Origin of the sequence: Arthrobacter sp. efr-133-R2A-120, from assembly GCF_030209835.1 — a bacterium.
Taxonomy (GTDB): Bacteria; Actinomycetota; Actinomycetes; order Actinomycetales; family Micrococcaceae; genus Arthrobacter.
The window spans coordinates 63,524-89,513 of record NZ_JARVRF010000064.1 but is presented as its reverse complement, the minus strand read 5'-3'; the positions used below and the strand labels follow the sequence as shown (position 1 = coordinate 89,513).

22 protein-coding genes are annotated in these 25,990 nt (G+C 61.2%); 11 read left to right on the top strand and 11 right to left on the bottom strand.

What is annotated here, in order from left to right; genetic code table 11:
• Positions 1–67: 67 nt before the first annotated feature.
• Genes QRN52_RS22260 through QRN52_RS22250 form a run of 3 tightly spaced genes read right to left on the bottom strand, consistent with a single transcriptional unit; the run spans position 68 to position 3,553 of the window.
• Positions 68–835, bottom strand: a complete 768-nt coding sequence (locus QRN52_RS22260; protein ID WP_284755905.1) for an SDR family NAD(P)-dependent oxidoreductase — start codon at positions 833–835, stop codon at positions 68–70.
• Positions 832–2,622, bottom strand: coding sequence for an oxidoreductase (locus QRN52_RS22255; protein WP_284755904.1), 1,791 nt, complete (start codon positions 2,620–2,622; stop codon positions 832–834). The genes QRN52_RS22260 and QRN52_RS22255 overlap by 4 nt, the downstream gene beginning before the upstream one ends.
• A complete protein-coding gene (locus QRN52_RS22250) occupies positions 2,615–3,553 on the bottom strand; it encodes a dihydrodipicolinate synthase family protein (protein ID WP_284755902.1) in 939 nt (312 codons plus the stop codon). Before QRN52_RS22250 ends, QRN52_RS22255 begins: the two co-directional genes overlap by 8 nt.
• Positions 3,554–3,662: 109 nt before the next feature.
• On the opposite strand from QRN52_RS22250, the gene QRN52_RS22245 reads away from it, so the two are divergent.
• Entirely contained in the window at positions 3,663–4,532 is an 870-nt protein-coding gene (locus tag QRN52_RS22245) for a LysR family transcriptional regulator (protein ID WP_284755899.1), read from the top strand.
• Positions 4,533–4,579: 47 nt separating this feature from the next.
• Here the strand turns inward: QRN52_RS22245 and QRN52_RS22240 are convergent, their stop codons facing one another.
• Positions 4,580–6,199: a sigma-54-dependent Fis family transcriptional regulator gene (locus QRN52_RS22240; RefSeq protein WP_284755898.1), complete on the bottom strand. Its 1,620-nt coding sequence runs from the start codon at positions 6,197–6,199 to the stop codon at positions 4,580–4,582.
• Positions 6,200–6,520: 321 nt separating this feature from the next.
• On the opposite strand from QRN52_RS22240, the gene QRN52_RS22235 reads away from it, so the two are divergent.
• From QRN52_RS22235 to QRN52_RS22195, 9 genes are all read left to right on the top strand, one after another.
• Positions 6,521–7,984, top strand: coding sequence for an aldehyde dehydrogenase family protein (locus QRN52_RS22235; RefSeq protein WP_284755897.1), 1,464 nt, complete (start codon positions 6,521–6,523; stop codon positions 7,982–7,984).
• An 89-nt stretch (positions 7,985–8,073) separates the two neighbouring features.
• Positions 8,074–8,421: a cupin domain-containing protein gene (locus tag QRN52_RS22230; protein ID WP_284755896.1), complete on the top strand. Its 348-nt coding sequence runs from the start codon at positions 8,074–8,076 to the stop codon at positions 8,419–8,421.
• Between the two features lie 15 nt (positions 8,422–8,436).
• Complete coding sequence (locus QRN52_RS22225) at positions 8,437–9,816, top strand: flavin monoamine oxidase family protein (RefSeq protein ID WP_284755895.1); 1,380 nt, start codon at positions 8,437–8,439, stop codon at positions 9,814–9,816.
• The gene (locus QRN52_RS22220; protein ID WP_284755894.1) at positions 9,813–11,342 is read left to right on the top strand and encodes an APC family permease; all 1,530 of its coding nucleotides are present in this window, start codon (positions 9,813–9,815) and stop codon (positions 11,340–11,342) included. The genes QRN52_RS22225 and QRN52_RS22220 overlap by 4 nt, the downstream gene beginning before the upstream one ends.
• A gap of 307 nt (positions 11,343–11,649) precedes the next feature.
• Positions 11,650–12,420, top strand: a complete 771-nt coding sequence (locus QRN52_RS22215; RefSeq protein ID WP_284755892.1) for an SDR family NAD(P)-dependent oxidoreductase — start codon at positions 11,650–11,652, stop codon at positions 12,418–12,420.
• Between the two features lie 147 nt (positions 12,421–12,567).
• A complete protein-coding gene (locus QRN52_RS22210) occupies positions 12,568–13,722 on the top strand; it encodes a PucR family transcriptional regulator (protein WP_284755890.1) in 1,155 nt (384 codons plus the stop codon).
• Positions 13,715–14,470, top strand: a complete 756-nt coding sequence (locus tag QRN52_RS22205; RefSeq protein WP_284755888.1) for a VOC family protein — start codon at positions 13,715–13,717, stop codon at positions 14,468–14,470. Before QRN52_RS22210 ends, QRN52_RS22205 begins: the two co-directional genes overlap by 8 nt.
• A gap of 115 nt (positions 14,471–14,585) precedes the next feature.
• On the top strand, positions 14,586–15,788 hold the full coding sequence (locus tag QRN52_RS22200) for an aromatic ring-hydroxylating oxygenase subunit alpha (RefSeq protein ID WP_284755887.1): 1,203 nt from the start codon (positions 14,586–14,588) through the stop codon (positions 15,786–15,788).
• Positions 15,778–16,740, top strand: coding sequence for a PDR/VanB family oxidoreductase (locus QRN52_RS22195; protein WP_284755885.1), 963 nt, complete (start codon positions 15,778–15,780; stop codon positions 16,738–16,740). The genes QRN52_RS22200 and QRN52_RS22195 overlap by 11 nt, the downstream gene beginning before the upstream one ends.
• Positions 16,741–16,820: 80 nt before the next feature.
• On the opposite strand, the gene QRN52_RS22190 is transcribed toward QRN52_RS22195, so the two are convergent.
• From QRN52_RS22190 to QRN52_RS22165, 6 genes are all read right to left on the bottom strand, one after another.
• Positions 16,821–18,428: an alpha-N-arabinofuranosidase gene (locus QRN52_RS22190; RefSeq protein ID WP_284755884.1), complete on the bottom strand. Its 1,608-nt coding sequence runs from the start codon at positions 18,426–18,428 to the stop codon at positions 16,821–16,823.
• Between the two features lie 93 nt (positions 18,429–18,521).
• Entirely contained in the window at positions 18,522–19,619 is a 1,098-nt protein-coding gene (locus tag QRN52_RS22185) for a Gfo/Idh/MocA family protein (protein ID WP_284755883.1), read from the bottom strand.
• Positions 19,604–20,320, bottom strand: a complete 717-nt coding sequence (locus QRN52_RS22180; protein WP_284755882.1) for a ThuA domain-containing protein — start codon at positions 20,318–20,320, stop codon at positions 19,604–19,606. Before QRN52_RS22180 ends, QRN52_RS22185 begins: the two co-directional genes overlap by 16 nt.
• Positions 20,321–20,373: 53 nt before the next feature.
• On the bottom strand, positions 20,374–21,270 hold the full coding sequence (locus QRN52_RS22175; RefSeq protein WP_284755881.1) for a carbohydrate ABC transporter permease: 897 nt from the start codon (positions 21,268–21,270) through the stop codon (positions 20,374–20,376).
• Positions 21,267–22,241 (bottom strand): carbohydrate ABC transporter permease, encoded by a 975-nt coding sequence (locus QRN52_RS22170; protein WP_284755880.1) that lies wholly within the window; start codon positions 22,239–22,241, stop codon positions 21,267–21,269. The genes QRN52_RS22175 and QRN52_RS22170 overlap by 4 nt, the downstream gene beginning before the upstream one ends.
• A 3-nt stretch (positions 22,242–22,244) precedes the next feature.
• Positions 22,245–23,417 (bottom strand): ABC transporter substrate-binding protein, encoded by a 1,173-nt coding sequence (locus QRN52_RS22165; RefSeq protein WP_284755878.1) that lies wholly within the window; start codon positions 23,415–23,417, stop codon positions 22,245–22,247.
• A gap of 304 nt (positions 23,418–23,721) precedes the next feature.
• Between QRN52_RS22165 and QRN52_RS22160 the strand changes: the two genes are divergently transcribed.
• A complete protein-coding gene (locus QRN52_RS22160; protein WP_284755876.1) occupies positions 23,722–24,744 on the top strand; it encodes a LacI family DNA-binding transcriptional regulator in 1,023 nt (340 codons plus the stop codon).
• A gap of 28 nt (positions 24,745–24,772) precedes the next feature.
• Here the strand turns inward: QRN52_RS22160 and QRN52_RS22155 are convergent, their stop codons facing one another.
• On the bottom strand, positions 24,773–25,942 hold the full coding sequence (locus QRN52_RS22155) for a CopD family protein (protein ID WP_284755874.1): 1,170 nt from the start codon (positions 25,940–25,942) through the stop codon (positions 24,773–24,775).
• Between the last annotated feature and the right edge of the window lie 48 nt (positions 25,943–25,990).

The window sequence follows — 25,990 nt, the reverse complement described above, 5'->3', positions numbered from 1 at the left end:
ACCGGTCGGGCCCGCGGCGAGAGTGACTGCCGGGACCCGTATCCATCGCCACTTATTGGGTGAGCAATTAGATAGTTTGGCCGCCGTCGACGTACCAGGACTGGCCAGTCACGAAGCTGGTTTCGTCGGACGCCAGGAAAGCCACGGTATTGGCGATGTCCTGCGGTTGGGCAAGCCTGCCCAACGGAATCCCGGTGCGGAAGGCGTTGAGATCCCCCTCGATCTGGCGTTCGGGTCCTACTCCCAGCCGCGCCCACTGTTCGCGCTGCATTTCGGTTTCGCAGGATCCGGGGTTTACCGTGTTGACCCTGACGCCGTGTCCCGCTACTTCCAACGCTAGACACTGCGCCATCATCTGTGTGGCCGCTTTGGACGCGCAGTATGCGGCAAGATCCAATCTAGGTTTGCTTGCGCAGTTGGACGTGATGATCACGATCGAGCCACGGTTTTCGTGGGCGATCATTTTTCGGGCGGCAGCGACGCTACAGAGATAGGCAGCTCGTGTGTTCACGGCGAACTGCTTGTCCCAGAGGCCGATATCTCCGGACAGCAGTTCACCAGGGTTGCAGACTCCAGCGTTATTAACGAAGATGTCCAGTCCTCCCAGCTGGTGTGAAGCATCGTCCATGGCCTGTTGCACAGAGGCGGGATCCGTGAGGTCAGCGGCGACACTGTATCCGCCCAGTTCGGCGGCAGTGTCAGCCGCCGTCGCAGCGTCGATGTCGATGATTGCGACTTTCGCACCCTGGGCAACGAGGTGGGCGGCGATTGCCTTGCCAATGCCACGACCGGCACCGGTAATAATGGCGGTCTTTCCTTTAAGCGAGGTATTCATTTTTGCACTCCGATGTTTCGTTCGAACTGTAGAGAATCAATGTTTGCGGCTGGTAGCGGCCTTAGTGCTGCGTCGAACGCGCTGCTAATCGCCTCGCGCGCCTTACCTGCTTGGGCGGCGTCACCGATGATTACGAGTCTGTCGCTCGGGAGATCCCCCAGGCCGAGCGCGCGGACGAGGGAATTTCCCCTCCCGACGCGTAGCCTGTAGTAAAAGAAATCGCGAACTTTCTGGTTGCTGAAAACCTTCTTGACGGCTCCTGACTTCATGAACGCCGTGTTCAGGATTTTCTCCACCAAAGGACCAAGTCCGGCCCGGTATCGAGCTCCGGCAGCGATGACGACGAGATCGGCTTCGTGCAGAAGTTCGGGTCTGGATTGCGCAGCTTTACCAAGATGGAACCTGACGCCGGCCCGTCTGCATTCATTTTCCAGGTTGGAGATGTAAGCCGCGAAGCTCGGCTCCGTGGCCTCAACATCGTTGAAGGTGGGGGCCTTCCCCGTCAGTAGGAAATTGCCTCCCACTTGGCCTCGTTTGTCGATAACGCTGACCGTGTTACCAGGGGCGGCTAGCGATGCGTATGACAGACCGGCCGGTCCGGCACCGATAATGACGATTTTCCGTCCGGTCGCCGTTCGAGGACCGGCTGCGAACTCCAGTTCCCGGCCAGTGGTTGGGTTGACGACGCAGGACAGGTTGTTACCGCCTCGCATGTTGTTCACACAGTGATTGCACGACAGACAGCTGCGAACAGGTTCCCCGTTTCTGGCTTTGTTGACCCATTCCGCGTCTGCCAGGAGCGGACGGCCAATGGCCGTCATGTCCAGCTTTCCCTCGGTTATGGCCCTGCCGGCTATCTCTGGGTCGCCCAGTCTTCCGACGCCGATGACGGGGACCTTGACCCGCGCCTTGACGGCTGCGGCCATGTCCAGGAAGATTCCTTCCTTGTAGGCCATGGGCGGGATCATCACCTCGGCGCCGGGTTGGGACTTGTAGTGTCCTGCCGTGACGCTGATCGCGTCGGCTCCTGCTTCGACAGCCCATTCGGCTACAGCATAAGCGTCCTCGGCGTGTAAGCCTTCGGCGTAGAAGTCTTCGGCGCCAAGTCGATAAATTACCGGCAACCCTGGAACTGCGGCTTTTATGCCTTCGATGATTCGAAGGCCGAAACGAGCCCGGTTTCGCAGCGATCCGCCGAATTCATCCGTACGGACATTCTCCGATGGAGAGAGGAACTGCGCGATCAGGTAGCCGTGTGCTCCGTGAAGCTCCACCATATCGAAGCCGGCCCGTTTGGCGCGTGCGGCGGCGGAGACGAACGCTCCGATTGTTTCCTCGATTCGTTCTTTGGTCATCGCTTCGGGATGGGCTATTTCCTTTTCGATTTCAAAGACGGGTGTTGGTATGGCGGAGGGTGCGATGGGCTGCACCTGCGAGACCGCACGGCGAGCTCTGCTGCCACCGTGACCTAGCTGGATCGACGCACGGGCACCTTCATCGTGGATTGTCTTGACTATCGTTTCCAATCCCGGCAGAAACTTGTCATCATAGATGCCCAGCTCATGGAACCGGTGACGTCCGGCAACCTCAGGTGCTGCCATTTCGACGGTGATCAGCCCTACGCCTCCGCGGGCGCGCGCTTGATAATAGGCAACGGTGGCAGAGGTAGCAAAACCCGCATTCGTGGAGTATCTGGTCGTCATGGGAGGCATGACCACCCTGTTCCTGATCTCGACGCCTCCGATAAAGATCGGAGTAAACAATGCCGAAGTCTGCACGTCAGGCATGGACAAGTCCCGACTCCGCTATAGCCGCGCGCAAGGCCGTCCGTTCTTCGTCGCTGAGCGGCTGCAACGGAGAGCGCACATAAGCCTCATCGATGCCGCCCGTCAATGCCAGGATGTTCTTCATTCGGTTGTGTCCGTCCAGAAGAGGTTCCTTGTAGCATTCTTCGGCGAGCGGCCAGATCTGGTCCCATACCGTACGGGCTTCGGCGAGGTCCAGCTTGTTCACAGCCTCCCAAAGCCTGACGTGAAGGCTGGCCACAATGCTGCCATGACCCGAGAGAATGCCATCGGCCCCCACACATAGGGAACTGAACAGGGAACGGCTGAAACTAGACAAGACCGCAACGTCCCTGTCGAGTGATTTCAGCGCCCTCCACGTCCGCTCGTAAATGACAATGTCATTGGACCATTCCTTGACGGCGGCGATCGTGTCGATTTCCGCACACAGCTGCGTGATGCCGTCCACGGTGAACCGCAACGCCGAAAAGTTGGGATAGATGAAGGCAATCAACGGTAGATCCGTTGATGAGGCGATTTCGCCAAAGTGCCCGCGCGCCATTTCCGGACGCTGATAGCCGCCGCCATCCAATACCGCGGACGGGAAGACCAGCAGGCCATCAGCGCCGGCCTGCTGTGCCCGAGCCGCAGCTGCCGCGGCTTTGGTTGATCCGTCTTCATAGATACCGGCGATAACAGGCACACGCCCGTTAGTTTCTTCGAGCACAATATCCAGCTGACGGGCGCGTTCATCCTGAGTCAGCGTTGCCGTCTCCGAGGCATGGGCGTTGGTTGTGATCCCAGAGATCCCGGGAACATCCAAGAGCGCACGTAGATGCTTCCTTAGGTTTACCTCGTCCAAGCGGCCATCGGCCGTGAACGGCTGCAAATGGGCAGGTATAACGCCTGAAATCGAAAGGGGTGAAGGTGTCATGGAAGTACTCCTCTGCATTGGATGAGTTCTGAGGTGACTCACGTTACGGTTGGATCAATTTGCTGTGAAATGCCGATTTCACATCCCTTATGCGTGGTACGTATAAGGGATGGATCTCGAAAATCGGCTTCTCAACATTGAGTTCCGTCATCTCCGGGCTCTGGTCGCCATCGCAGAAGACCTGAACTTCACCCGTGCGGCAGAACGGCTTCGAACCACCCAGCCGTCCCTGAGCCGGACCATTGCTAGCCTCGAGCAGATTCTGGGAACGGTTCTAGTGCGCCGTGACCGCCGTTCCGTTACCCTGACCCCGGCAGGGACACGTCTCCTCGCCTACGCTCAGCTCTCCTTGAGGGCCCTACAAGAAGGCGCGGACGCGGCTACCGGCACCCCTTTGGTTTTGCGCATTTGTTTCGCCGGTCCTCTTGCGGAGATAACAGGACCGGCCGTCAGGACCTTTGAAAACATGCATCCGGGCATTCAGGTAGACATTCGCCGTTACGACGACCCGATGGCGAGGCTCTCTGAGGGACAATGCCATCTGGCTTTTCTTCTCGGCGCCCCAAACAACCCGGCGCTTGAAACGCTTGTGCTGACTGAGGAACCCAGGATGGTGGCACTTCCGGCTGGTCATCGACTCACTGGACGAAGCGCCATCGGCCTCAAGGAGCTGTCACGCGAGACGTTGGTGATGAACGTCCTCGCGGGTACCACCAGTGTCACTCTGTGGGATGAGGCAGACATGCCCACCAAGATCGTGCGCGTCCGCAATATTGACGAGTGGATGGAAGCGATTGCGCTGGGTCGGGGTATCGGTATCACTCCAGCGTCGACCGCACGCTTTTATACTCATCCACAAATTGATTTCCGCACCTTATCGGATGCCCCGCGAGTGCCCGTTGTTCTGGCTTGGCGAAAAGGAGACCCGCATCCAAACATCCCCGATTTCACCGAAGCTGTGAGGTTGTCTCTGATGTAATCCTTAATGACACCGCCGGTGCGCGGCTTCTCTGCGCTCTCCGCGAGTTACTGGAGCCCGAGTGCTTTCATCCGCGAATACAGGGTGGAGCGGCTGATGCCAAGCAGCCCTGCAGCTTGAACCTTATTGCCCCTCACTTGCACCAGAACCTTGCGAATAGTGTCGAACTCAGCCTGCTCCAGGAGCCCCAGATTCCGGCGGCGGCCAGGCGTTCGATAACGCTCCGGAATGTCGCCAAGAGTCACATCGCCAGCTGACCGCGCGGCAAGAACTTCGTCTAACACACACTGTAACTCTTTGTAGTTGCCGGGCCAGTCGTGGGCTGACAGGGCCGCCAGAGCCGGGGGTGTGAACCTAATGTTCTTGGCGCCGCGATCTGACAGCATCGCCCCTATTATCGAAGCCAGCTCGAGTCGGCGTTGCCGCAGCGTTGGCAGATCGATAACCGAACGACAGTGCGTCACGACCGCAGCGAGTGAATCTACTCCCGTATCGCTCGTCAGCACTAGCCTTGTGCTCGTTTGCTCCATAGCGTCTGACAGCACCCGGAGCAACCGCGCATCAAGAAGGTGGACCGACTCGACGACGAGGCTGGCCGGCGATTGCTCTGCCAAGCTCTGAAGACTCGCTGCCCACTTCTTTGCGCCGTTGACGACAGCTTCGCTGGCGTCAATCACTTGGACGAAATCGTCACCTGTCACGCTGTGAGCTGCGGTGGTGCGGCCCGATCCTGGCTCACCGGAGACGAGCACATGGCCGGAGGCAGCGCGTGCGCGGATGAGCATCTCGGTAAGTTGGTCACCGACGGTTCGGTATCGAACTGAAGCGCGGGGCACAGCCAGGGTATCTTCTTCGTCTCGCAGAACGCGGAACACCGCACCCTGATCCGAGACCCTCTCTACGAGGACCGTTCGCTGTCCAATGCTCAAGTCCATCCGCACTCGGTCACCGAAGACCACGCCGTGTTGCGCAGCGAACTCTTTTAGCACGGCGAGGTCATTGCTTTGTAATTCCGTGGCCGCCGCACCGTTGGTGAAAGTCTCGCTTGGCTCGACCGCCACCACCGGCATTCGGCGATGGCTTTCACATGCAGCTCGAAAGGCGAGCAGGAGCGCAACTTGAGCGTCCGAGTACGTAGTTAAGAGCCTCTGTTGGATCTCCCGGACCGCAGCGGTGAGTACGGGCTTCATCAGGGCCGGGCTTTCACGTCCCGGACCCATTATGTTGATCACGCCTTCCAAACGCCTTGTGCCAAGCTGAAAGATCGGGAGACCGAAGCAAATCTGGTCGCGCAGGCATTCCAGAAAGTGCTGTTCCCCCAGCACAAAAACACCGCGCCTGGTCTCGATTGGTGTCGAGATCGCGTTGGTGCCGCTTGTCTGTTCTGTGATTTGGGCGCCAACCAACACCCCCAGACGATCCGACGCGGCGGCCAAATGTGGTGTGCCGAAGGTGCGATGCAGGATGTAGCCCTCGTTGTCGGCAAGCAGAAGCCCGAAATTGGAGTCGTGTAGCTGGTTCTCTAGACCTTCGAGGACCGGCGTGGCTGCCCGCATGAGTCGGGAGCCGAGATTCATGTCGACGAGTTGATCAATGACGATCTGGCTGCCCGGGTTCAGTCCGGCTAGGGTCGATCGATACCACGACTGCCGGATGTCCGGATCCATGGGCGAGTCACCTTCGGGCATCGGATTTCCGACAAATTCACGGATGGGCATATGGCTTTCTTTCCGAGCAGGGGTATATCAATGCTCGCACGGGCCGTCAATCCTCCGCCAGAGTCGGTTCGCCGGGCGAAGACCTTGGCAGGTGGATCGACCGGACGGCACCGGGCGGCTCAGCCCAGATCTCCGCATTGGAACGCTGCAAGAACGTCAGGTGTCCGATTCCTGAACAGTTACTCACATGGGTGTTGGAGGACGATATCGCTATCGCCGATCAGCGTGATCGGCTACAAGCAATCAGTACTCAATGGAGAGGGAGCCCAGATGACGCTCCAGATGGATCCCGTACGGACCAAGACCGAGCTATCCGACAGGTCATTCAAGCAACTCATCGACGGGCGGCTGCTCGAGGGCGCATCCAGCCAGCCTGTCATCGACCCTGCGACTGGCGAAGCGTTCGCCGTAGCTCCGGTCGCGAACGAGAGCCAGGCAAACGAAGCATGCCTCGCGGCCGCCCGAGCGTTCGCGGGCTGGCAAAAGACCACGCATGGTGACCGGACTAATATCCTGGAACAGATCGCGGTGCGGATCGAAGAGCGCCGCCTGGAGATCGCGCAGATCATTACCCTCGAGAACGGCAAGCCGATTGCTGAAGCTGAGGGTGACGTCGACGCGGCGGTGACATGGCTGCGGTACTTCAACAGCCTCCGTCTGGACCCGGAGGTCCTCCGCGAGGATGACGAGTCGCGCATCGAGGTCCACCGCACGCCGCTAGGTGTTGTTCTTGCGATCATTCCGTGGAACTTTCCGTTCTTCCAGACCATCTACAAGCTCGCTCCGGCGCTGCTTGCGGGCAACACAATCGTCATCAAGCCGGCGCCCACCACCCCGCTCAACGCGATGGTTGTGGCCGAAATCGTCCACGATCTGGTGCCAGCAGGCGTGGTCAACGTGGTGGGCGACGGCGGCGAAATCGGGCCATTCCTTAGCGCGCACCCGTCGATCGCAAAGGTCTCCTTCACTGGCTCAACCGCCGTGGGTCGAAAAGTCATGGCGAGTGGTGACACCGTCAAGCGAGTAGTCCTCGAACTTGGCGGCAACGACGCGGCTGTGGTGCTCGACGATGCAGACATCCCCGCCGTCGCCCAGCGGATCTTTGAGAAGGCGTTCTGGAACACGGGTCAGGTGTGCATCAACATCAAGCGAATCTACGTGCACTCTTCGCAGTACGACGAGTTCTGCACTGAGCTTGCCCGACTCGCTGAGAAGGCGAAGATTGGCCCCGGGCTCAACCGGGATAACGAATTCGGGCCGCTGCAGAATGCGCGCCAATTCCAGACCGCCAAGAACGCACTCGGCATCGCTGCCCGCGACGGAAAAATCATCGCGGGCGGAAACGTGATTGACAGGCCTGGTTACTTCGTCGAACTCACCGTGGTGCGCGACATTGAGGAGACCAGTCCGCTTGTCGCCGAAGAGACCTTCGCCCCGATACGCAGCGTCCTGAAGTACGACGACATCGATGAGGTCATCGAACGGGCCAACCGAACCGACTACGGCCTCGGAAACTCTGTTTGGGGCAGCGACGTGGAACGTGCCACAACCGTTGCGCGGCAACTTGAGAGCGGGACAGTTTGGGTGAACACGCACTCGGCAGTCGCGCCCGATGTGCCGTTCGGCGGCCGCAAACAGTCCGGCTTGGGTGTCGAATTCGGGATCGATGGACTTCTGGAGTACACGGACAGCTCCGTCATTCACATCGCCAAGAAGGCGTACTCAGATAACTGAACCATTCAGGAACCACACTGCTTTTTCGCGGCCGGTCTGGCCACACAAAGCAGAGCGAATCAGAATGATTAGGAAGGCAAGAAACGCAAATGATTGAACTATCGGTTTCAACAGAACACCTCAGTCCTCCCGAGGACTACCCCTTGGAGAATGTTCTCTACGGAACACCGGCCGCCAAGGTTCAATGGCTCCGGACGTCCACAGACGGCGAAGGTCAACTCTACGTCGGCCTCTTCACCTGCGAGCCCTGCGGGGTGGAAGACGAGCTCCTCGGTGACGAATCTGTCTACATGTTAGAGGGTCGCATGACCGTCGAGGTGATAGGTGGCGAGTCGGTCTCCCTGAAAGCAGGCGACGTCGCATCGTTTCCGAAGGGAACAAAGACCGTTGCTCACGTTCATGAGCCCATCAAAAAGTTCTTTGTAATCAGCGGATAAAGGTAGCAGAAGAAAATGAGCAATAAATCATACGACGTCATTGTCATCGGCGGCGGATTTGCCGGCGTCACTGCTGCACGCGAACTCGGCCGCCAAGGCTACAAGGTCGCGCTGCTGGAAGGTCGCGACCGCCTCGGTGGACGCACTTGGTACAAGGATGATGCACTTCCGGGTTATTCGCTGGAGCTGGGTGGCACCTGGGTGCACTGGTTCCAACCCCACGTGTACTCGGAAATCACCCGCTACGGCCTCCAGTTGGTCGAGACCGTTGGCGTCTCTGGGCCGGAACTGGCAGCCACGGTGACCGGTGGTAAGCAGAGCATCCGAAAGTACGACGAGGTGGCCGACTCAATCAACGCCGTGATGGAAAAAGTGGTCGCAGGTGCCCGCGACGTCTTCGATAGGCCGTTCGAGCCTTTCCTGCATCCGGAAGCCCTCGCGGAGGTCGACAAGCTGTCCATCCAGGATCGCATCGACTCGCTGGACATCTCCCAGGAGGAAAAAGACCTTGCTAACGGGCTTTGGGGTGCCATGGGTTCCGCTCCATGCAATGAGGTCGGCGTCGTTGCAGCCATGCGCTGGTACGCACTGAGCGATTTCAATATCGGGACCATGTTTGACGCCGTGGGACGGTACAAGTTTAAGGACGGTACCCGATCTTTGATTGAGGCAATCGCTGACGACTCCCTCGCAGAAATTCGCTTAAGCACCCCGGTCGCTTCAGTCGAACAGAACGATGAAGGCGTCCGCGTCGTCACGCGTGACGGCGAGGTTCTCCAAGCGTCGGGAGTCGTCATGGCTGTTCCGGTCAACACACTCGGGTCCATCAAGTTCACTCCGGAACTCTCGCCCGGCAAGCGAACGGTCAGTGCTGAGCGGCAAGCCGGCCGCGGCTCGAAAGTCTGGGTGCGGGTCCGCGGTAACCTGCCCAAGCCTTTCTTCGCGGTCGCCCCCGACAATCATCTGATCAACTATGTCGTAACGGACAAAATCTTCGACGACGGCCAGATACTGATTGCGTTCGGTCCCGATGGGGCAAACACAGACGCCTCCGATGCCGGGATGGTGCGTGAGGAACTTGGCAAGATCTTCGGAGACCTCGAGATCGTGGAAACCACCGGGCACAACTGGGCAAATGACGAGTTTTCCCAGGGCACCTGGTCCATGTTCCGACCTGGCCAGACGGTCGCGTACCTTTCCGAACTCCAACAGGCCGAAGGTCGCGTGTTCTTCGCCGGATCGGATATTGCTAACGGGTGGAACGGCTTCATAGACGGTGCCATCGAGTCCGGCATCCGCGCCGGCCGTGAGGTCCACACACAGTTGCTCAGCACCTCCTCTCACAGCGCTCCTGCCTCAGATACAGCGCACTCACACAGAAAGACTTCAATATGACCGAGACCGAGGTCGTTACCGAGGTTGTTACCGAGCGTCGCCGGCTCGCTAAGACCCTGACCTGGCGTGACGGAATGGCGCTTGCACTGACCTTGCCCACGGGCCTATTCGTAACCTTCGGATACCTTCTTGGAGTCGTTGGCGCTTGGACCGCGATCACCGTGTGGTGCGTGGGAGCCGTCATCGCCCTGCTCCAGTGCTTCGTATTCTCCGAGATGGCGGCGATGTTCCCTCGGGACTCGGGCGGCGTAGCCCGCTATGCGATCGAGGGCTGGAAGCGGTACTTCGCTCCCCTAGGAGCCATGGCGGCGTTCGGGTACTGGATTGGCTGGTCCCTGTCGATCTCGATGGCCTCAGTTGTCTTAGGGCAACTCATCAAGGCCACGTGGTTCCCGAGCAATAACCTGAGCTTCAGCATCCTCGGAAACCAACTCGGCCTCGAGCACATCATTGCTCTCGGCGCCATGTTGTTCGCCTGGGCCTTCAACTACTTCGGCCTCAAGTTCGGCGCAACCGTGAACAAGTTTCTGGGCGTCTTCGTCATCGTCGGCCTCGCTGTGGTGACGGTCGCGTGCCTAGTTAGCCCATCGCTGCACTGGTCGGCCAGCAACATGACCTGGTATGTCAACGGAGACTGGCGCACGGTCGCAGTCGTCTTGTACGTGACCGCTTGGGCGGTTTACGCCAGTGAGATTGTCGCGTCCTTCGCGCCAGAGTACAAGAACACGTCGAGCGACACCTCCAAGGCCATGACTCGCATCTCGATGTTCATGATCGTGTTGTTCTGCGTGGTCCCGACCGTGCTCGCCGGCACCATCGGTGAGGGAGCGGTGCGCGACAACCCGGTGACTTATGTGTCGGTGGCGTTCGGCGAAGCCTTCGGCGGCGCCAGCTGGATCGGTACCATCGTGATCGGATCCGCCCTGCTGATCGCGATCATCTCCACGACGGCCGACGGCGGCAGGGCACTCTACGGCCTAGCTGAAGAAGGTATGACCATCAAGCAGCTCCACTGGGTGAACCGCTGGGGAGTGCCCGGACGGTCCCTCACTTTGGACGTGCTCCTGAACGCCACGGTCATGGTACTTGTCGGGGCACCCGTGAGCATCTTGCTGGCCAGCAACCTTGGCTACCTGCTGTCGATCATCCTTGGTCTGTCCGCTTTCCTCCTGCTGCGCAAGGACCGCCCGAACTGGCCGCGTCCGATCCGCCGCGGTCGTGGCTGGATCGCGGTGGTCGTCATCTTGGTTGCATTCAACATCGTCATCACCGTCGTCGGCGTCGCCAATCCTGAGCTCCTCGGCTACGGCGACTTCCGCGACACCCTCGTCGCTGTCGCCATCCTGCTCCTGTCCGTCGTGCTCTACATCTACCGACGCGTGGTCCAGGACAAGAAGCCGATGGCCTGGCGCCTTCCTGCGCCCGCGTTGCCAGAAGGCGAAGACGCTATCGCCCTCGAAGAGGAAATGCGCCAGGTCCAGGCGGAGCGTGAGCGTCGGCGGCAAGCACGATCAGCTCAGTTGTAGACATCATGTGAGCCGAATCGAAAACCCTGTGAAGGGCGGTCTGGCCGGCATCGGATGCGAGCCCGCATTTGCCTGGGCGTAATCGCTTCTTGTGCCGCTGCCGGGCCGCTCTTCATGTCACCCTTCAGATTTAAAGATGAAGATGGACTGCGCTCATAACGAGAAGAAGGCCGGACATGGCATTGCAAAAGCATCGTAGACGACGTCATGCAAGACTCTTCCGCCGTTTCAATCCCATCATTCTTTACCCGCTGCCTTGACTCATTTGCGTAACTAGCACAAACGACTAACTCGAAAGGAAGTAGACGTGGCCGACACCGAAAACCACGCAAGCCGGCGCGTGATTGTCACCGGAGGAACCAGAGGAATTGGTCGCGCGTGCGCAGAGCACTTCGCCCGACGCGGCGACCGTGTCCTGGTCTGTTCGCGTAGTGCTTCCGAGGCGCAGGCAGTAGCCGCTGAGCTCAAGCAAGTCGGCGGTACTGCTGAAGGAATGGTAGCCGATCTTGCTGACCCTGAAGTGGGCTCCAAAGTCGTTGGGCGATGTGTCGATCTCTTCGGCGGGGTCGATGCACTGGTGAACAACGCCGGGATCTTCGAGTCGACGGCGCTTGTCGACGTGACGGCCGCGGACTGGGATTCGACGATGCACACGAACCTGCGCGGACCGGCGCTGACTTCCGCCGCTGCTGCGCGGGTGATGAGGGCCGCGGGCCATGGCTCTATCGTCAACATCGCTTCTATCAACGGTTTGGCACCGGAGGCCAACTTCGCGGCGTACAACGCCTCAAAAGCGGGGTTGATTTCACTCACAAGGACGTCCGCTATCGAGCTCGCAGACGCAGGCATCCGCGTCAATTGCGTTGCTCCCGGCCTGATCCGAACGCCGATGGCGGAGCCCTGGATCACCGGCCTGTCCGATGACGTGGTTGCGCGATGGGCACCGATGCGCCGGTTCGGACTGCCCGAGGAGATCGCGACCGTTGTTGGCTTCCTGATCTCCGACGCCTCCGCATACATGACCGGTGAAACGCTCACGGTTGATGGCGGTACGTTGGCCCGCCAGCCTGTCCTTTGACTCAGCCGACGTGAACCGACTGGATGACGCAAGAGCCCAAGCGCCGCAACGCTGCTTCGACACAACAGCGGTACCCGACTTGCGGACCCCTTTGGTAACCGAATCGTCGTCGGGTTCTGTAGCCGTCCAGAAGGTATGATTCGAATCATGAGGGCGGCCGATTCAGATTTCGCCGACCACCGGGCATTGGCCGACGCGCTCACCGCCGAACGGCCGCTGCATGCGCTGGTGAGGGCGTTATACCGCATCTCTTCTGCGCCTGTGGCTGTGATCGATCTGCGTGGCGGCGTGCTGGTGAGTGTACCTGAGCGAGCGGAATGGATGGCGAAGGAACTCGTCGCCGTATCGCCTCCTCCGGACAGTCCCGTCGCCGGATGCATCCTTCGGTCGGTTGAGCTGGAAGGGGAACCAGTCGCCGTGCTGGCCATGCGTGGACAAGGCGCGTCGACGAAGCTCCTCACTTTTGCCGCCACCCTGGCAGGTATCGAACTGTCACGACGGCACGCCATCTTGAGCGGGCGAAGAGAGCTGTTGGGCCAAGTCCTTGAAGACGTGATTGCCGGTTACCTCGGCGAAAAAGAAGGCGCGCGACGACTCCTTGACCACGGCCTGGACGTAGCCAAGCCGCACGAGGTCGTCGTCGGGTCCGCCGATGGTTCGCCTCGCCGGCTCCGGTCGTACCCCTGGAACCTGCACACGTTGCTGACCCAGCAGAACGATCCGCACCTGCGGACGATCGTGGACGACAGATTGGTACTAGTCGTTCCAGAACAAGCCGGCCTGTTCGTGGCGCGGCTCTGCCACGAACATTTGGCCAGGCTCGGGCCCAACGCACGAGTCGGTGTAAGTAAGCCGCGCGTTGGAGTGCGGGGCCTGAGGCTAGGCTACTTCGAGGCGCGCAACGCGCTGGCTGAAGGGTACGGTGTTCATGTGCATCGGACGCAAGATCTGGCGACGGCCCTCCTGATAGCTAGTCTGGAGGCAGGGGTACCGCTTCGCGACCTCTCGGCCGAAGCTCTGGCTCCGTTGGTGGAGTACGACCGAAAGAACGACACCCTGCTGGTAGACACACTCCGCTGCTACCTCGCAGAAGACGGCGACATGAGCGCGACGGCAGCTGCGCTCTTCGTACACAGAAACACCCTGCGCAACCGCCTGCGGCTAATCGAAGAACTCACCGGACGCGACGTGTCATCGCCAAGCAACTACGCTCACTTCTGGCTGGCCACGTCAGGTCTGGATCTTCGCTCCAGCGCCAATCTCTCCTCCCTTTTCGAACGAGGTACAGTTCAGGATGACTAACAACGTCCGGGTCGCCATGGAGAGCGTCCTCTTCTTAGGCGGAGACACGGGCGCAACACGCGCGTTTTTCAACTTGGTAATGGACCGATTGCACGAAGGTTCAGACTCCGGCCAAACGGTGTCCTTCGTACCGTCAGTCGACGCGCCGATACCCCCATCAGGTTGCTGGATTCCGTGCTTCGGGAGCACTGACAAGGACGCATCGGCTCGCCGAGCCCTAGATTTCGGCGCCGACTTGGTGGCCAAATTGGCTGTAGGTGGGCAGGACCTGAGTGTGTACTCGGCGCCCGCTGGAGCGCTTTTCGTGCTCGCTGAGCTTGTCGGCTCTAAGCCGCAACCGCAGAGACTCGGGCAGGTGGCGTTTGTCGATCTCTACACGCCACGGGCAAAGGAAGCCGCGAACTATTACGCGAACGCATTGTCGTGTCGTGTAATTCATGAACTGAAGCCAACCCCGGGCGACTACCGATTCCTGGCCTGGGGCGATGAGCCAGTCGCGGGTGTGGTCGACATGCTTGATGTTCTCCCGGAATCCGTCCCACCGCACTGGATTCCGTACTGGCGGGTGCTTGATTTAGAAGGGGAGGTTGCGCGCCTGAGTGACTTCGGGGCCAGGGTTCGTGTGCCGGTCACGGAGTCTGCCCTAGGTCCCTTCGCGCTGCTCGCGGATCCCTTCGGCGTCACCTTCGGACTACAGACGCCACTCTCAGACAATCTGCTCGTCGAGCACGCGAAGTCCCAATCGTGAATGTGGGCGCGCACAGTTAGGGCGGCTTGAACGGTGCGCATGCCTATGTTGATGCGCAGTGCGCCTGAATAACGTTAGTCCCTATCAGCTCGACTATCGACGATGGAGACGACAAGTGACCACTTCACTGCCACCGGCACCCCTCACCAAATCCGACCTGGACATTGTGCTCGAAGAACGACTCTCGGATGCCCGGACGCTGCCCGCAGACGCCTACTTATCACAGGACATTCTTGACTGGGAGCGCAAGCACCTCCTCGAGGCCGCGTGGGTCTGCGTCGGCCGCAGCAGCGACGTCGCCAAGGCTGGGGACCAGCGTGCCGTCCGAGTCGGCACCCAGGGCATCCTGCTGACCCGCGACGATTCCGGCGCCCTCCATGCCTTCTACAACGCTTGTCGCCACCGCGGCCACGAATTGCTTCCGGTGGGCGCGTGCACGAACAAGAAGTTGGTGCAGTGCCCGTACCACGCTTGGGTTTTCGGCCTCAATGGGGAGCTTCGGTCGGCGACCCAGTTCATGGACACCGAGAACTTCAACAAGGAGGAGTGGCCGCTGCTCGAGGTCCGATCCGTCGAGTGGTTCGGTTGGATCTTCATCAACGCCTCCGGTGACGCCCCTGAGTTCAGCGAGTGGGTCGGCAATCTGACCGAGGTGGTGGCTCCATGGGACCCCACGGATATGGTTGTCGGTGAGTCACACAACTACACTCTCAAGACCAATTGGAAGACCGTCGTCGAGAACTACCTCGAGTGCTACCACTGCCCGTCAATTCACCCCGAGCTCTGCCGCGTCGCCCCGCCGGAATCCGCAATGGGCCTGCATCAGACAGGCATGTGGCTGGGCGGCGGCCTGGAGTTTCGTGACGACGCGGACACGAACAGCCTCGACGGCCGCAGCGGCGGCGACCGCATCGTCGGAATTGATGACGAGCAGGCCCGCTGGACGCTCTACTTCATGCTCGCCCCCAACCTGCTACTGACGCTCCAGCCGGACTACGTGATGACCCATCGGCTCGTGCCACTTTCCCCGGGCGAGACGTGGGTGGAGTGCACGTGGTACTTCCCGCGCGAGGTTGCCGAGCGGCCGGGATTTGACCCGTCCTTCGCTGCGGACTTCTGGGACATCACCAACAAGCAGGACTTCGGCGCCTGCGAGTCCGTTTACCAGGGCATGCTCACTGACGGTTACCGCCCAGGTCCGTTCGATGAACGCGAGGACGGCGTCCGTGCTTTCCAAGCCCAACTCGCCACAGCCTATCTGACAGGTCGTTGGGAGAAACCACTACAGATTAGCTTGGGCGCCTCCCATGTCATCTGACCTGGAGCTCTCTCTTGAGATCACGGCGGCTTCACTTGTGGCCGCCGGTGTGCGGTCGCTGCGCCTTGCGCGCGGCGACCGTGCTCCCCTCCCCAATTGGGATCCGGGTGCACATCTCGAATTCGAGCTGCCTAACGGGCTGATCCGCCATTACTCGCTCTGTAACGACACCAACGAAACCGACTCGTATGAGGTGGCGGTGCTCTTGGCTCCCGAAAGTCGCGGAGGGTCAGAATACGTGCACAACGATCTCCAGGTGGGCGACGCAGTGACCGTGCGCGGACCGCGGAACAACTTCCCCTTCGCAGTTAGCAGCAGCGAGCGGGCGCTCTTTATCGCAGGCGGTATCGGCATAACCCCAATCTTGCCCATGATCAGAAAAGCCAACGAAGACGGCATCGAATGGAGCCTCGTCTACGGCGGCCGGTCTCGAGAGTCGATGGCCTACCTTGACGAACTCCAGCGCTACGGGTCACGGGTCCAAATAGTGCCCCAAGACGAACTCGGCCGGATCGACCTTCAGGCACTCCTGGGAGTGCCTCAGCTCGACACGAAAGTCTACTGTTGCGGACCTACGGGACTTCTGGACGCAGTCCAGCAACTCTGTGGGACGTGGCCGACCGGCACACTGCATCTGGAGAGATTTGCTGCCGGAAGCCTCGACGAAGGCGTGGAAGCGGGCTCAAGCGTGTTCACCGTCGTCGCGGAGCGCAGCGGCGTGACTTGTGAAGTGGCTGTTGGTGAGTCGATCACAGATGCGTTGGGGCGGGTCGGAATCGTCGTGCCGACCTCGTGCAAGGAAGGCATTTGCGGTACATGCGAGACCAAAGTGATCGCCGGCGTTCCTGACCACCGCGACTTCCTCCTTGGCGACGCCGACCGCGAATCGGGGGCGACGATGCTCATCTGCGTGTCCCGTGCAAATACGCCAGAACTCGTCCTCGACGTTTAGCGTTCAAGGGTGGGTAAACGGAAGAGAAACTCACTTCCACCAACCACTTACTTGGGCCGTCTGCCAGGAGTTAATACTGCTCAGCAGTTGAGGCAGGGCTTGCTGCCCGTGGCGGGCGCGATTGTCACCGTAGCGGAAGCGGCGGAAACGACGGTCTCGGGCATCTGACCGGCCAGTGTGCCGCGAACCGTCGAGAACGAGTGGGCCGGCAGGCGGAGTACCAGCTGGCCGTCGCGTTCCTTCACCTCCAGAGGACGGGGAGCGACGGCGTAGGGGTGCGCCGGCGCGTTGAACGCTGCGACGCTGTCACCGCTGAGCACCAAGGCCTCCACGTGCTCCAGCCGGCCGCCGCGCAGATCCAGGACCACCTCGCTCTCATCCTCCAGCCCAAGATTGGCCACGGAGATGAGCACCTGGCCGTCCTTCGTGCTGGCAGACGCAGTAAATGTCGGGAGCTGGGCACCATCCAGCTCATACGAAGCGCCGGAGTCCACGTACGTGTGCAGCACCGCGGCGTCCTGGTGGCCTGCGTTCATGGCGAAGACGTGGAAGGTGGGGGTCTTGACCAGGGCGCCGCTCTCCGGATCGGTGAGCAGCATGGCCTGCAGGACATTCACGGTTTGGGCGATGTTGGCCATGACCAGGCGGTCCGCGTGGCGGTGGAAGGAATCGAAATGAATGGCCGCCACCAGGGCGTCGCGGACGGTGTTCTGCTGGTACAGGAAGCCGGGGTTGGTGCCGGGCTCCACGTCCCACCAAGTGCCCCACTCATCCAGGACCAGCCCCACCGCTTTGTGCGGGTCGTAGACGTCCATCATGGTGGAGTGGGCGCTCAGCAGGGTCTCGATATGCTGGGCTGCCTTGACGGTCTTCCAGTACTCCTCCTCGCTGAATTCAGTGGCAGAGCCCTTCGCGTCCCAGTGGCCGGACATTGTGTAGTAATGCAGGGAAATGCCTTGGTATGGGAACGCCTTGCGGTCCACGCCACCCTTGTCATGCAGCGCCTCCATCAGGGCCTTGGTCCAGGCCACGTCATCGGCGTTGGCACCGGCTGCGATCCGGTACACCTCGTTTCCATTGTGGGAACGGACGAACGTGCTGTACTGCCGGGCCACATCTGCATACGCCTCAGCGCGGAAGTGGCCACCACACCCCCAGGGCTCGTTGCCGATGCCGAAGAAAGGGACCTTCCAGGGCTCGTCCTGGCCGTTCTGCCGTCGGAGGGCGGCCATGGGTGAGTCATCGGCGCGGGTGAGGTATTCGATCCACTCGCTCATCTCCTGGACTGTGCCGGAACCCACATTGCCGTTGACGTAGGCGTCCGCGCCGAGCATTTCGCAGAGGTCCATGAACTCATGAGTACCGAAGGAGTTATCCTCAACAACGTCGCCCCAATGGGAATTGACCATGCGGGGGCGCTGCTCGCGGGGGCCGACGCCGTCACGCCAATGGTATTCGTCGGCGAAGCAGCCGCCCGGCCAGCGCAGATTGGGGATCCGGAGTTCGCGCAGGGCTTCCACGACGTCATTCCGGATGCCCCGGGTGTTGGGGATACCGCTGTCCTCCCCCACCCAGAAGCCGCCGTAAATGCAACGGCCAAGGTGTTCAGCGAAATGGCCGTAGACGTGACGGCTGATGGTGGGGCCCGCGATATCCAGATTGACGACGAGCCGGGGCGAAGATGCCATGGTCAAATTCTCCAAAGTCTATGAGTAGATTCAGCTAGGTTTCCGGACGATGAGCCGGAAGAGGGCGCGGTGCGCCATGCGCGATTCGCGCGGCTACCAGGTGTCGGGTGCCGCGCCAAAGGGCACGACGGCCGGCCTGTCGACCGTGCTGTCCACTTCTATGACCCGACGCTCTCGACTCGCGCGCGTGATGGCATCCATGACCTCGAGGACGTGGAACGCTACCCGTCCGGAGGCCCGATGTGGGCGGTCTGTCTCGATCGCTCTGGCCATGTCTGCGAGGCCGTAACCTCGCCCGGCGTCCTCGTAACCAGCAGAGGTTGGCACCTCACGCCGTTCCGGTACTTCCCTGGTCACCAGTTCGACGGGGTCGGAGAACAGGTTCGGGTCGGGGACAGCGATGGTGCCATCGGTGCCGTAGATCTCGAAGAGCGGTGTCCGGGTGGCCCAGACTTCGAAGCTGACCGTGATCGTGGTGGTCACCCCGTTCGCGTGCTCGAGGATCGCGCTGACATGGGTGTCGATCTCGACGGGAATCGGCGTGCCGGCCAGGGGGCCGGTCTCGACGGTTCGCGCACGGTCGGACCTTGTGGCTACTCCCGATACGCGGACGACGGGTCCGAAGAACATGACGAGGCTGGTCAGGTAGTAGGGACCCATATCGAATAGTGGGCCGCCGCCGGGTTGGTAGTAGAAGAGGGGTGACGGGTGCCAGCGTTCGTGTCCGGGTGCGGACCAGTGAACTTGCGCCGCTACCGGTGCGCCGATGGCGCCTGAGTTGAGCAGCTGCAGGGCAGTTTGGACGCCCGTGCCGAGGACCGTATCGGGGGCACTCCCGACTCGAAGTCCCAAAGAGTCGGCAAGCTCCAGCATGGGGAGGGCTTCTTCCGGGGACAGCGCGAGGGGCTTCTCGGCAAAGACGTGCTTGCCGGCGTGGAGCGCCCGCGTCCCGACTTCGACGTGCGCTGCGGGGATGGTCAGGTTGATGATCGAGTCGATTCGGTCGTGGGCAAGGAGTTCATCGACTGTCAGGGCTTCGACGCCCTGCTCGGCCGCGACCTCGTGCGCTCGTTCTTCGTTGATGTCTGCGACAGCGACGAGCTTGAGACCGGGCAGCTTCGGGAGGCTTTCGAAGTACTGTTCGCTGATCTTTCCGACGCCGATGACTCCGACGGTTAGCGGGACGCCCACAGCAGTCCCCTTTCGATGATGGTTTTGACGTTCGGGTTCTCGAGGATGTCGACACGGTGACCGGGAGTAGAGACGAAGATGCGGCCCTCGCCCCACTGCCTGGTCCAGATGGCGGGTGAGGTGATTTCGCGGTTCCACGGATCCCAGGGCCGGACGGCTTGGGTGGTGGTCGCGAGCACGTCGTTGTAGTCGTCGTGGAGTACCCAGTACTGCTCAGTGGTCAGCTCGAAGTCGCCGATGCCTTCGGTGATGGGGTGCGAGGCTGCAGCTTCGGTCATGTTGATGGTGTGAGGGCGATAATTGTCAGCCTGCTCGCCGGTGAGCTCTTCGGGAGCTTTGCCGGGGTGCGCAGCGAACTGGCCTCCGATCAACTGCAGATAGTCGGAGTTGTTGCGATAGGAGTCGGCGATGCCGCCATGCCAGCCTGCGAGTCCCGTTCCCGCTTCGACGGCTGATCGGAGGCCTTCGAACTCTTCCTTCTCGATCGAGGTCATCGTGTTCGACTGGACGATGAGGTCGACCGAGGGCATGTAGGAGCTGTCAGCATAGACTGCGGGGGATTCCTCCACGCGGACCGTGTAGCCGCGCGCCTTGAGGAACGGGATGAAGAGGTTTGTGGCCTCGACGGGTTGGTGCCCGTCCCAACCGCCGCGCACGACGAGTGCGGTTTTGGTCGTGAATCCTGGATCAGGGGTACTCATGTTTTCCTTGCTGCCGCCATGCGACATAGTTGATGCGTTCTTGCGGGCGTCGCTCAGCGGCTGGAAAGCGACCCGCCGATTCCGCCGACCGAGAAGTGCTTGTTGAGGAACGCGAACAGGATAATCGGCGGGAGCATCATCACGACGGCGACCGCCATGACGAGGCCCCAGTTGGTGGCGTTCTGCTGGAAGAAGGATTCCAAACCGACCGGAAGGGTGTAATTCGGGTCGGACCGGAGGAACACGACGGCGATGAGGTAGTCGTTCCAGGCCAGGAGGAACGAGAAGATCGCGGTTGAGAGGACGCCCGGCAGGGAGTTCCGGAGGACGATGCGGGTGAACGAACCGAAGATCGAGGCACCGTCTATCCAGGCGGCTTCTTCGAGAGCGATGGGGATGGAGTCGTAGTAGGCGGCCATCATCCAGATGGCGACCGACATCGTGGCACCGACGTAGATGATCACGACGCCAAAGAGGCTGTCGACCAACCCAAGGTTCGCGAACAAGATGAAGAGCGGGATCGCCGAGGTGACGACGGGCAGGGACTGCACGACGAACAGGATGAGCGAATATCCCGACACGAGCCGGTTGCGGGCCCTGGACAGAACGTAACCGGCGGGAGCCGCGACCGCGACGGCGACAACGACGGTACAGGCGGTGATGACAAGGCTGTTGCCGAGCCAGGTCAGGACGGCCGTCTGCGTGAAGATGTTCCCGAAGTTCTCGAAGGTGAGACCTTCTGCGTTCGAGCCGAGTGACGGTGTCAGCGACAGTCCGAAGACGGCGACGATCGGGACCAGGACGACGGCGGTCATGAGCAGGATCAAGACGAAGCGGGGCCACTTGCCTCTCTCACGGATGTCCTGTAAGGTCTGGCGGTCGGCCGGAGTTCCGGCCCTGTCCGTGGGTCCCGTTCGGACTTCTTCTTGGGGAGCACTGGTCGTTATCATTCGACGTTGACCTTTCGGATCTGGCGGTAAAGAACGACCGAGATCACCACGAGGACGAACGTCATCAAGAACGCGATGGCGACGCCGGGCCCGGTCTGGAAGTTCTGGAAGACGGTGAGGTAGGCGAGCAGGACCAGCGACGTCGTCGCATGTGCCGGGCCCCCGCCGGTGAGCAGGAAGATCGTCGGGAAGTCGTTCACGCAGAAGATCGTCATCAGAATCCACGACACGAACGTCGTGCGCGCAATCAGCGGAAGGGTTATGAGCCGGAACGACTGCCACCCTGTCGCACCGTCGACCTTCGCGGCCTCGTAGACGTTTGTGTCAACCGAGGCGAGAGCCGAGGACATCATCATCATCATGAACGGGAACGAAATCCACACTTTGAAAAGGCAGACGACGACCTGCGCGAGCATCGGGTCGGCCAGGAAGAGCACGTTTCCGAAGCCTAGATGCTCCGCGATCACTGGAAACGGGCTCTGAGGTGTTGCCACCAGCCAGTTCCACGACGTCGCGGAGACGACCGTGGGAACGATCCACGGCAGGAGAAGCAGTACCTTGAACAGTCCGCCGGCCGGGATGTGGGTGCGAAGCAGCAGGCTCAGCGCGAGCCCGACGAGCCACGAGCCGAACACGCCAACGACCGTGAAGACGACGGTGAAGGACGTCGCCGACCAGAACGAGGGCAGGGCGAGTACGTCGCCGAAATTCTTCAATCCGACGAAGGGGCCGGTTTCGAGAAGGGTGCCGTCATGGAGCGCTTGAATCAAGGCATAGACGAGCGGGTAGACGTTGAGGAGCAGGAGGAGGATGAGGGACGGCGCTGCGAATGCTATGAGCGTCCAGGTACGCGGTGTAAACCGTTTCCTGGCCCGACCGGCGGGCGCCGGACCGGGCTTCCGTCCCGCCCCGGCCGGCCCGACCCCACGGCGTGCACGTTTGACGCTCTCGGCGATGCTCGTGGATGTCATGGATCAGTCCTTGATGAGCGACGTCAACGTGGCCTGGAATGTCGTCAGGGCGTCCTTCGAAGACTTACCTGAGAGCACGTTCTGGCCGAAGTCGGAGATAGCGGGTGTGCTGTCTACGTAAGAAATGTTCGAGAAAAGGGCGGTTCCGCCGGGCGCTGCCCAGGTCTTGGCGACAGGCTGCCACATCTTGACGATCTTGACTGCGTTTGGGTCCGACTGGAATTCCGGGGTCGCCGCGATTGATTTCAAAACCGGGAGGCCGATGCCGGTGTTCTGGGTCCAAAGGGCCTTCATGTTCTGGTAGTAATAGGTCATGAACGCCTCCGAGCCCTTCTGGCTGGGGGTGTTCTTGTACATCATGATGTTGTTCGGGAAATACAGGGCGCCCTTTTTGCCGCTGGCGCTGGTGAGCGGATCACCGACGACCAACTGCGATGCGGACGCTCCACCGACGTTGGCCGCGAGGTTGGGGACGTCGAAGCCCATGCCGAACTTCTCGGCCTTCCACTGCGAGTTCGCGTTCGTCGCCGTGTAGCTGATGGCGGCAGGGTCCATGTAGCCCTTGCTGATGTTCTCGCGCACGAACTCGAGCGCTTCGATGTTCGCGGCAGTCACCAGATTCGGCTTGTGCTCCTCGTCAAAGATGCCGCCACCGTTGTTGATCATCAGGCCCACGATCATCTGGAAAGCGTTGCCGCCACTGGCGTTGCCGTTGGCCGCGAACCCGTACACGTCGATCTTCTTCAGAGCGGCCGCCGCGTCGAGGTAGGACTGCCAGTCAGTGGGAGGAGTCGCGCCCGCCTTTTCGAGTAGCTCCTTGTTGTACCAGTTCACCCGCATGTCAAGGTTGTACGGAACGGCGACGTATCCGGCGTCGGTCTTCATCGTGTCGAGGACTCCAGGAAGGAAGTCATCGTAGATGCCATTGGATTTCCAGCTATCGATGAGGCCGTCCGCGGGAGCGATAAAGCCTTGTTTGGCGAACTGAAATGCCTGTGTTCCGCCTCCCGAGGAGATGGCGGGCCCGGTCTTCGATGCGAGGGCAGACGAGAAAGTCTGGTTGAAGTTTGCCCACTGGATTGCTTGATAAGTCGCCCCAGGAAGCCCCGACTCCGGCTTGTAGCCAAGGGTGATCTTGCTGTCGAGCGTGTTGAACGCGGGAGTACCCCAGGGCATGTTCCAGAACTTCAAACTGCTACTTGCCCCACCGCCACCGCCCCCAGTCGAGCAGGCCGCAAGAGCGGCGACGGCCGCACTGGTTCCGACAAGGCCCAAGAAGCCCCGCCTCGATGTAGTAAAACGTGAAGTCTCCATCGACTTTCCTCCTCGACCCGCCACCGGGTCATCGACTATTGAAAAGTTGCGCAATTTTCAAATATCCTTTTGCGCAGAGAGAGTATACATATCGCAATTTGGAGATCAAAGGAAAACTTTTTTGCGCAAAAATAGCAGTCCAGCAGCAGGTGGCAAGAAACCGACCTTGGCCGATGTAGCAGCCGCGGCCGGCCTCAGTACACCGACGGTGTCAAAGGTTCTCCGCGGAGCGACAGACGTCTCCTTCGCAACGCGTGAGCGCGTGGTCCGGATCGCACAGGAGATGGGCTACGCGAAGGCCAAGGGACCCCGCCCGGTGGGTCGCTCGCTCGCGACCACGCCTCGCCTCGTCGACCTCGTGGTGAGCAACATCGAAGGCTCATGGGCCAACAGCATTCTCACTGGCGTAGAAGAAGCCGCGGCGGTCGCGGACTGCGACGTGGTCCTCACGATCGCCCGCGCGGGCCGCGACTGGGTGAGCCGGCTCCTGCGCCGCCCGTCAACCGGAGCCATCGTCGTCCTGGTCGATCCCACGTCGACACAGCTGAGTGCACTCGATACGGCTGGCATACCCGTGGTCCTCGTCGATCCGATGAGCCCTGCTCCGCGTAGTACCGCAAGCGTGGGCGTGGCGAACTGGGAAGGTGGACGGATTGCGGCGGAGCACCTACTGAGCCTCGGGCACAAGCATTTCGCCCTCATCGGAGGAGTGAAGAACCACCTCTACAGTCGAGCGCGCCTCGACGGTTTTCGCTCTGCCCTGTCGGCCACGGACCTGCACGTCGAGCCTCGGTTGGTCGGTGCCGCCGATTGGAACCGCGACGAGGCCCGCGACTTCGCCGTCGACGTCCTGAGCCGCGAGGACAGGCCCACGGCCATCTTCGCAGCGTCGGACCTGATGGCTCTCGGCGTCTACGACGCCGTGCGCTACCTCGGGCTCAACATCCCCGGGGACGTCAGCGTCGTCGGATTCGACGACATTCCCGAAGCAACTTGGGCGACACCACAACTGACCACTGTGAGGCAGCCTATTCAGGAAATGGGAGCGACCGCCTTCCGCATGCTCCTGCGCCTAACGAATCAGAAAGAAGGCATCGACGCAACCACGGAGGGGCCCAGGGTTGAGCTCGCAACGAGGCTCATCACACGGGGTTCGACCAGCTTCCCCCGAGCTCAGGCGGACACGTAACTGACGGGTCTTACCCGCCGCGGCACCGCTACGCATGGGCGGCGATCTGGTGTCGGGCCAGGGCATCCGAGGCCTTCGCAGAGGCGTAGAGGGAAGCCGCCAGCGTGAGGGAGAGGACAACGCCGGCGGTGATGAGGCCTGCGTCAACCGGCGGGGCGCCTTGGCCCGTCGCCTCGACGCGGGCCGACCCGTTGAAGAAGGTAATGGCTGTCAGTACGCCTACACCGAGGGCGACCTCGGTCCAGACGACCTTCGGGAAGTGACCAAGGGTCAGGTGTACGAGGGAGGCGGCCGGGTCGGCGTGACGGGCCAGGGCGATGCGTGGCATCAGCCAGAACGAGTTCACGGCGCCGGCAGTGATCATGCCCAATACCAGAATGATCTTGACCAGCAGGATCAGTCCATTGGTCGTGGTCCACAGCTGCGGGATGCTGCCGATGTGCTGCCAGGTCAGCCACAGGCCCGAGATCAGTACCGCTCCGACGCTTGTCAGTGCGACAAAGCCGAAACGCCGCCACATGTCCGCCCACAGCAGGCCGGCGCGATCGCTCAGACTGCGACGGGTGCCAGCAAGGACGACGAGCAGGGCCAGACCGCCGAGCCAAATGCCGCCACTGACAATGTGGGTTTGCAGGAAGACCTTGGTGAGCAGAGCCTCTGTGGTCGCGAAGGGGGCCGGCGGTACGAGCCTGATCAGCGTCGCCGCCAGGGCAAGGGGCAGCGCCGTCAGCGCCAGCCTGTCCAGCCGGCGCCGTGCGCGTGGGCTGAAGAGGGCGATCAGCAGGGCGGAGGTCAGGACGATAATGAGGCTCTGCACCAGGAAGAGCGCGCCTTCCGAAACCCAGTTGCCCGGCTTCGCCGGCGCACTCATGAAGGCCCATATCTGTCCGGGTTCCAGGGCATCGCCGTACGGCGCCCCCTTCCCCGACTGGGCCGCGAAGGCCGCGAGCTGGAAGTAGGCGGTGACGGCCAGGAGGACCCCGGCCCACGCAAGGAAGGTCGCAGTCCGGCGACGCAGGGTCTCGACATCGCCGCCCTCGTTGCCTGGTATTCGAAGTGCCGGGCGTACCACTGCCGCATACGTCACGGTGGTGCCGATGGCCGCGAACAGGCCGACGAAGTAGCCAAATAGGGACAGCATTTGCCAAAGCGGAGGGATGGTGTAGGCGATCGCGGAGGCAGTGAGGTGAGAGTTCATGACGTTCATCCTGTTGTCTACAGTTGACGATTTCGCGAACAAATGGCG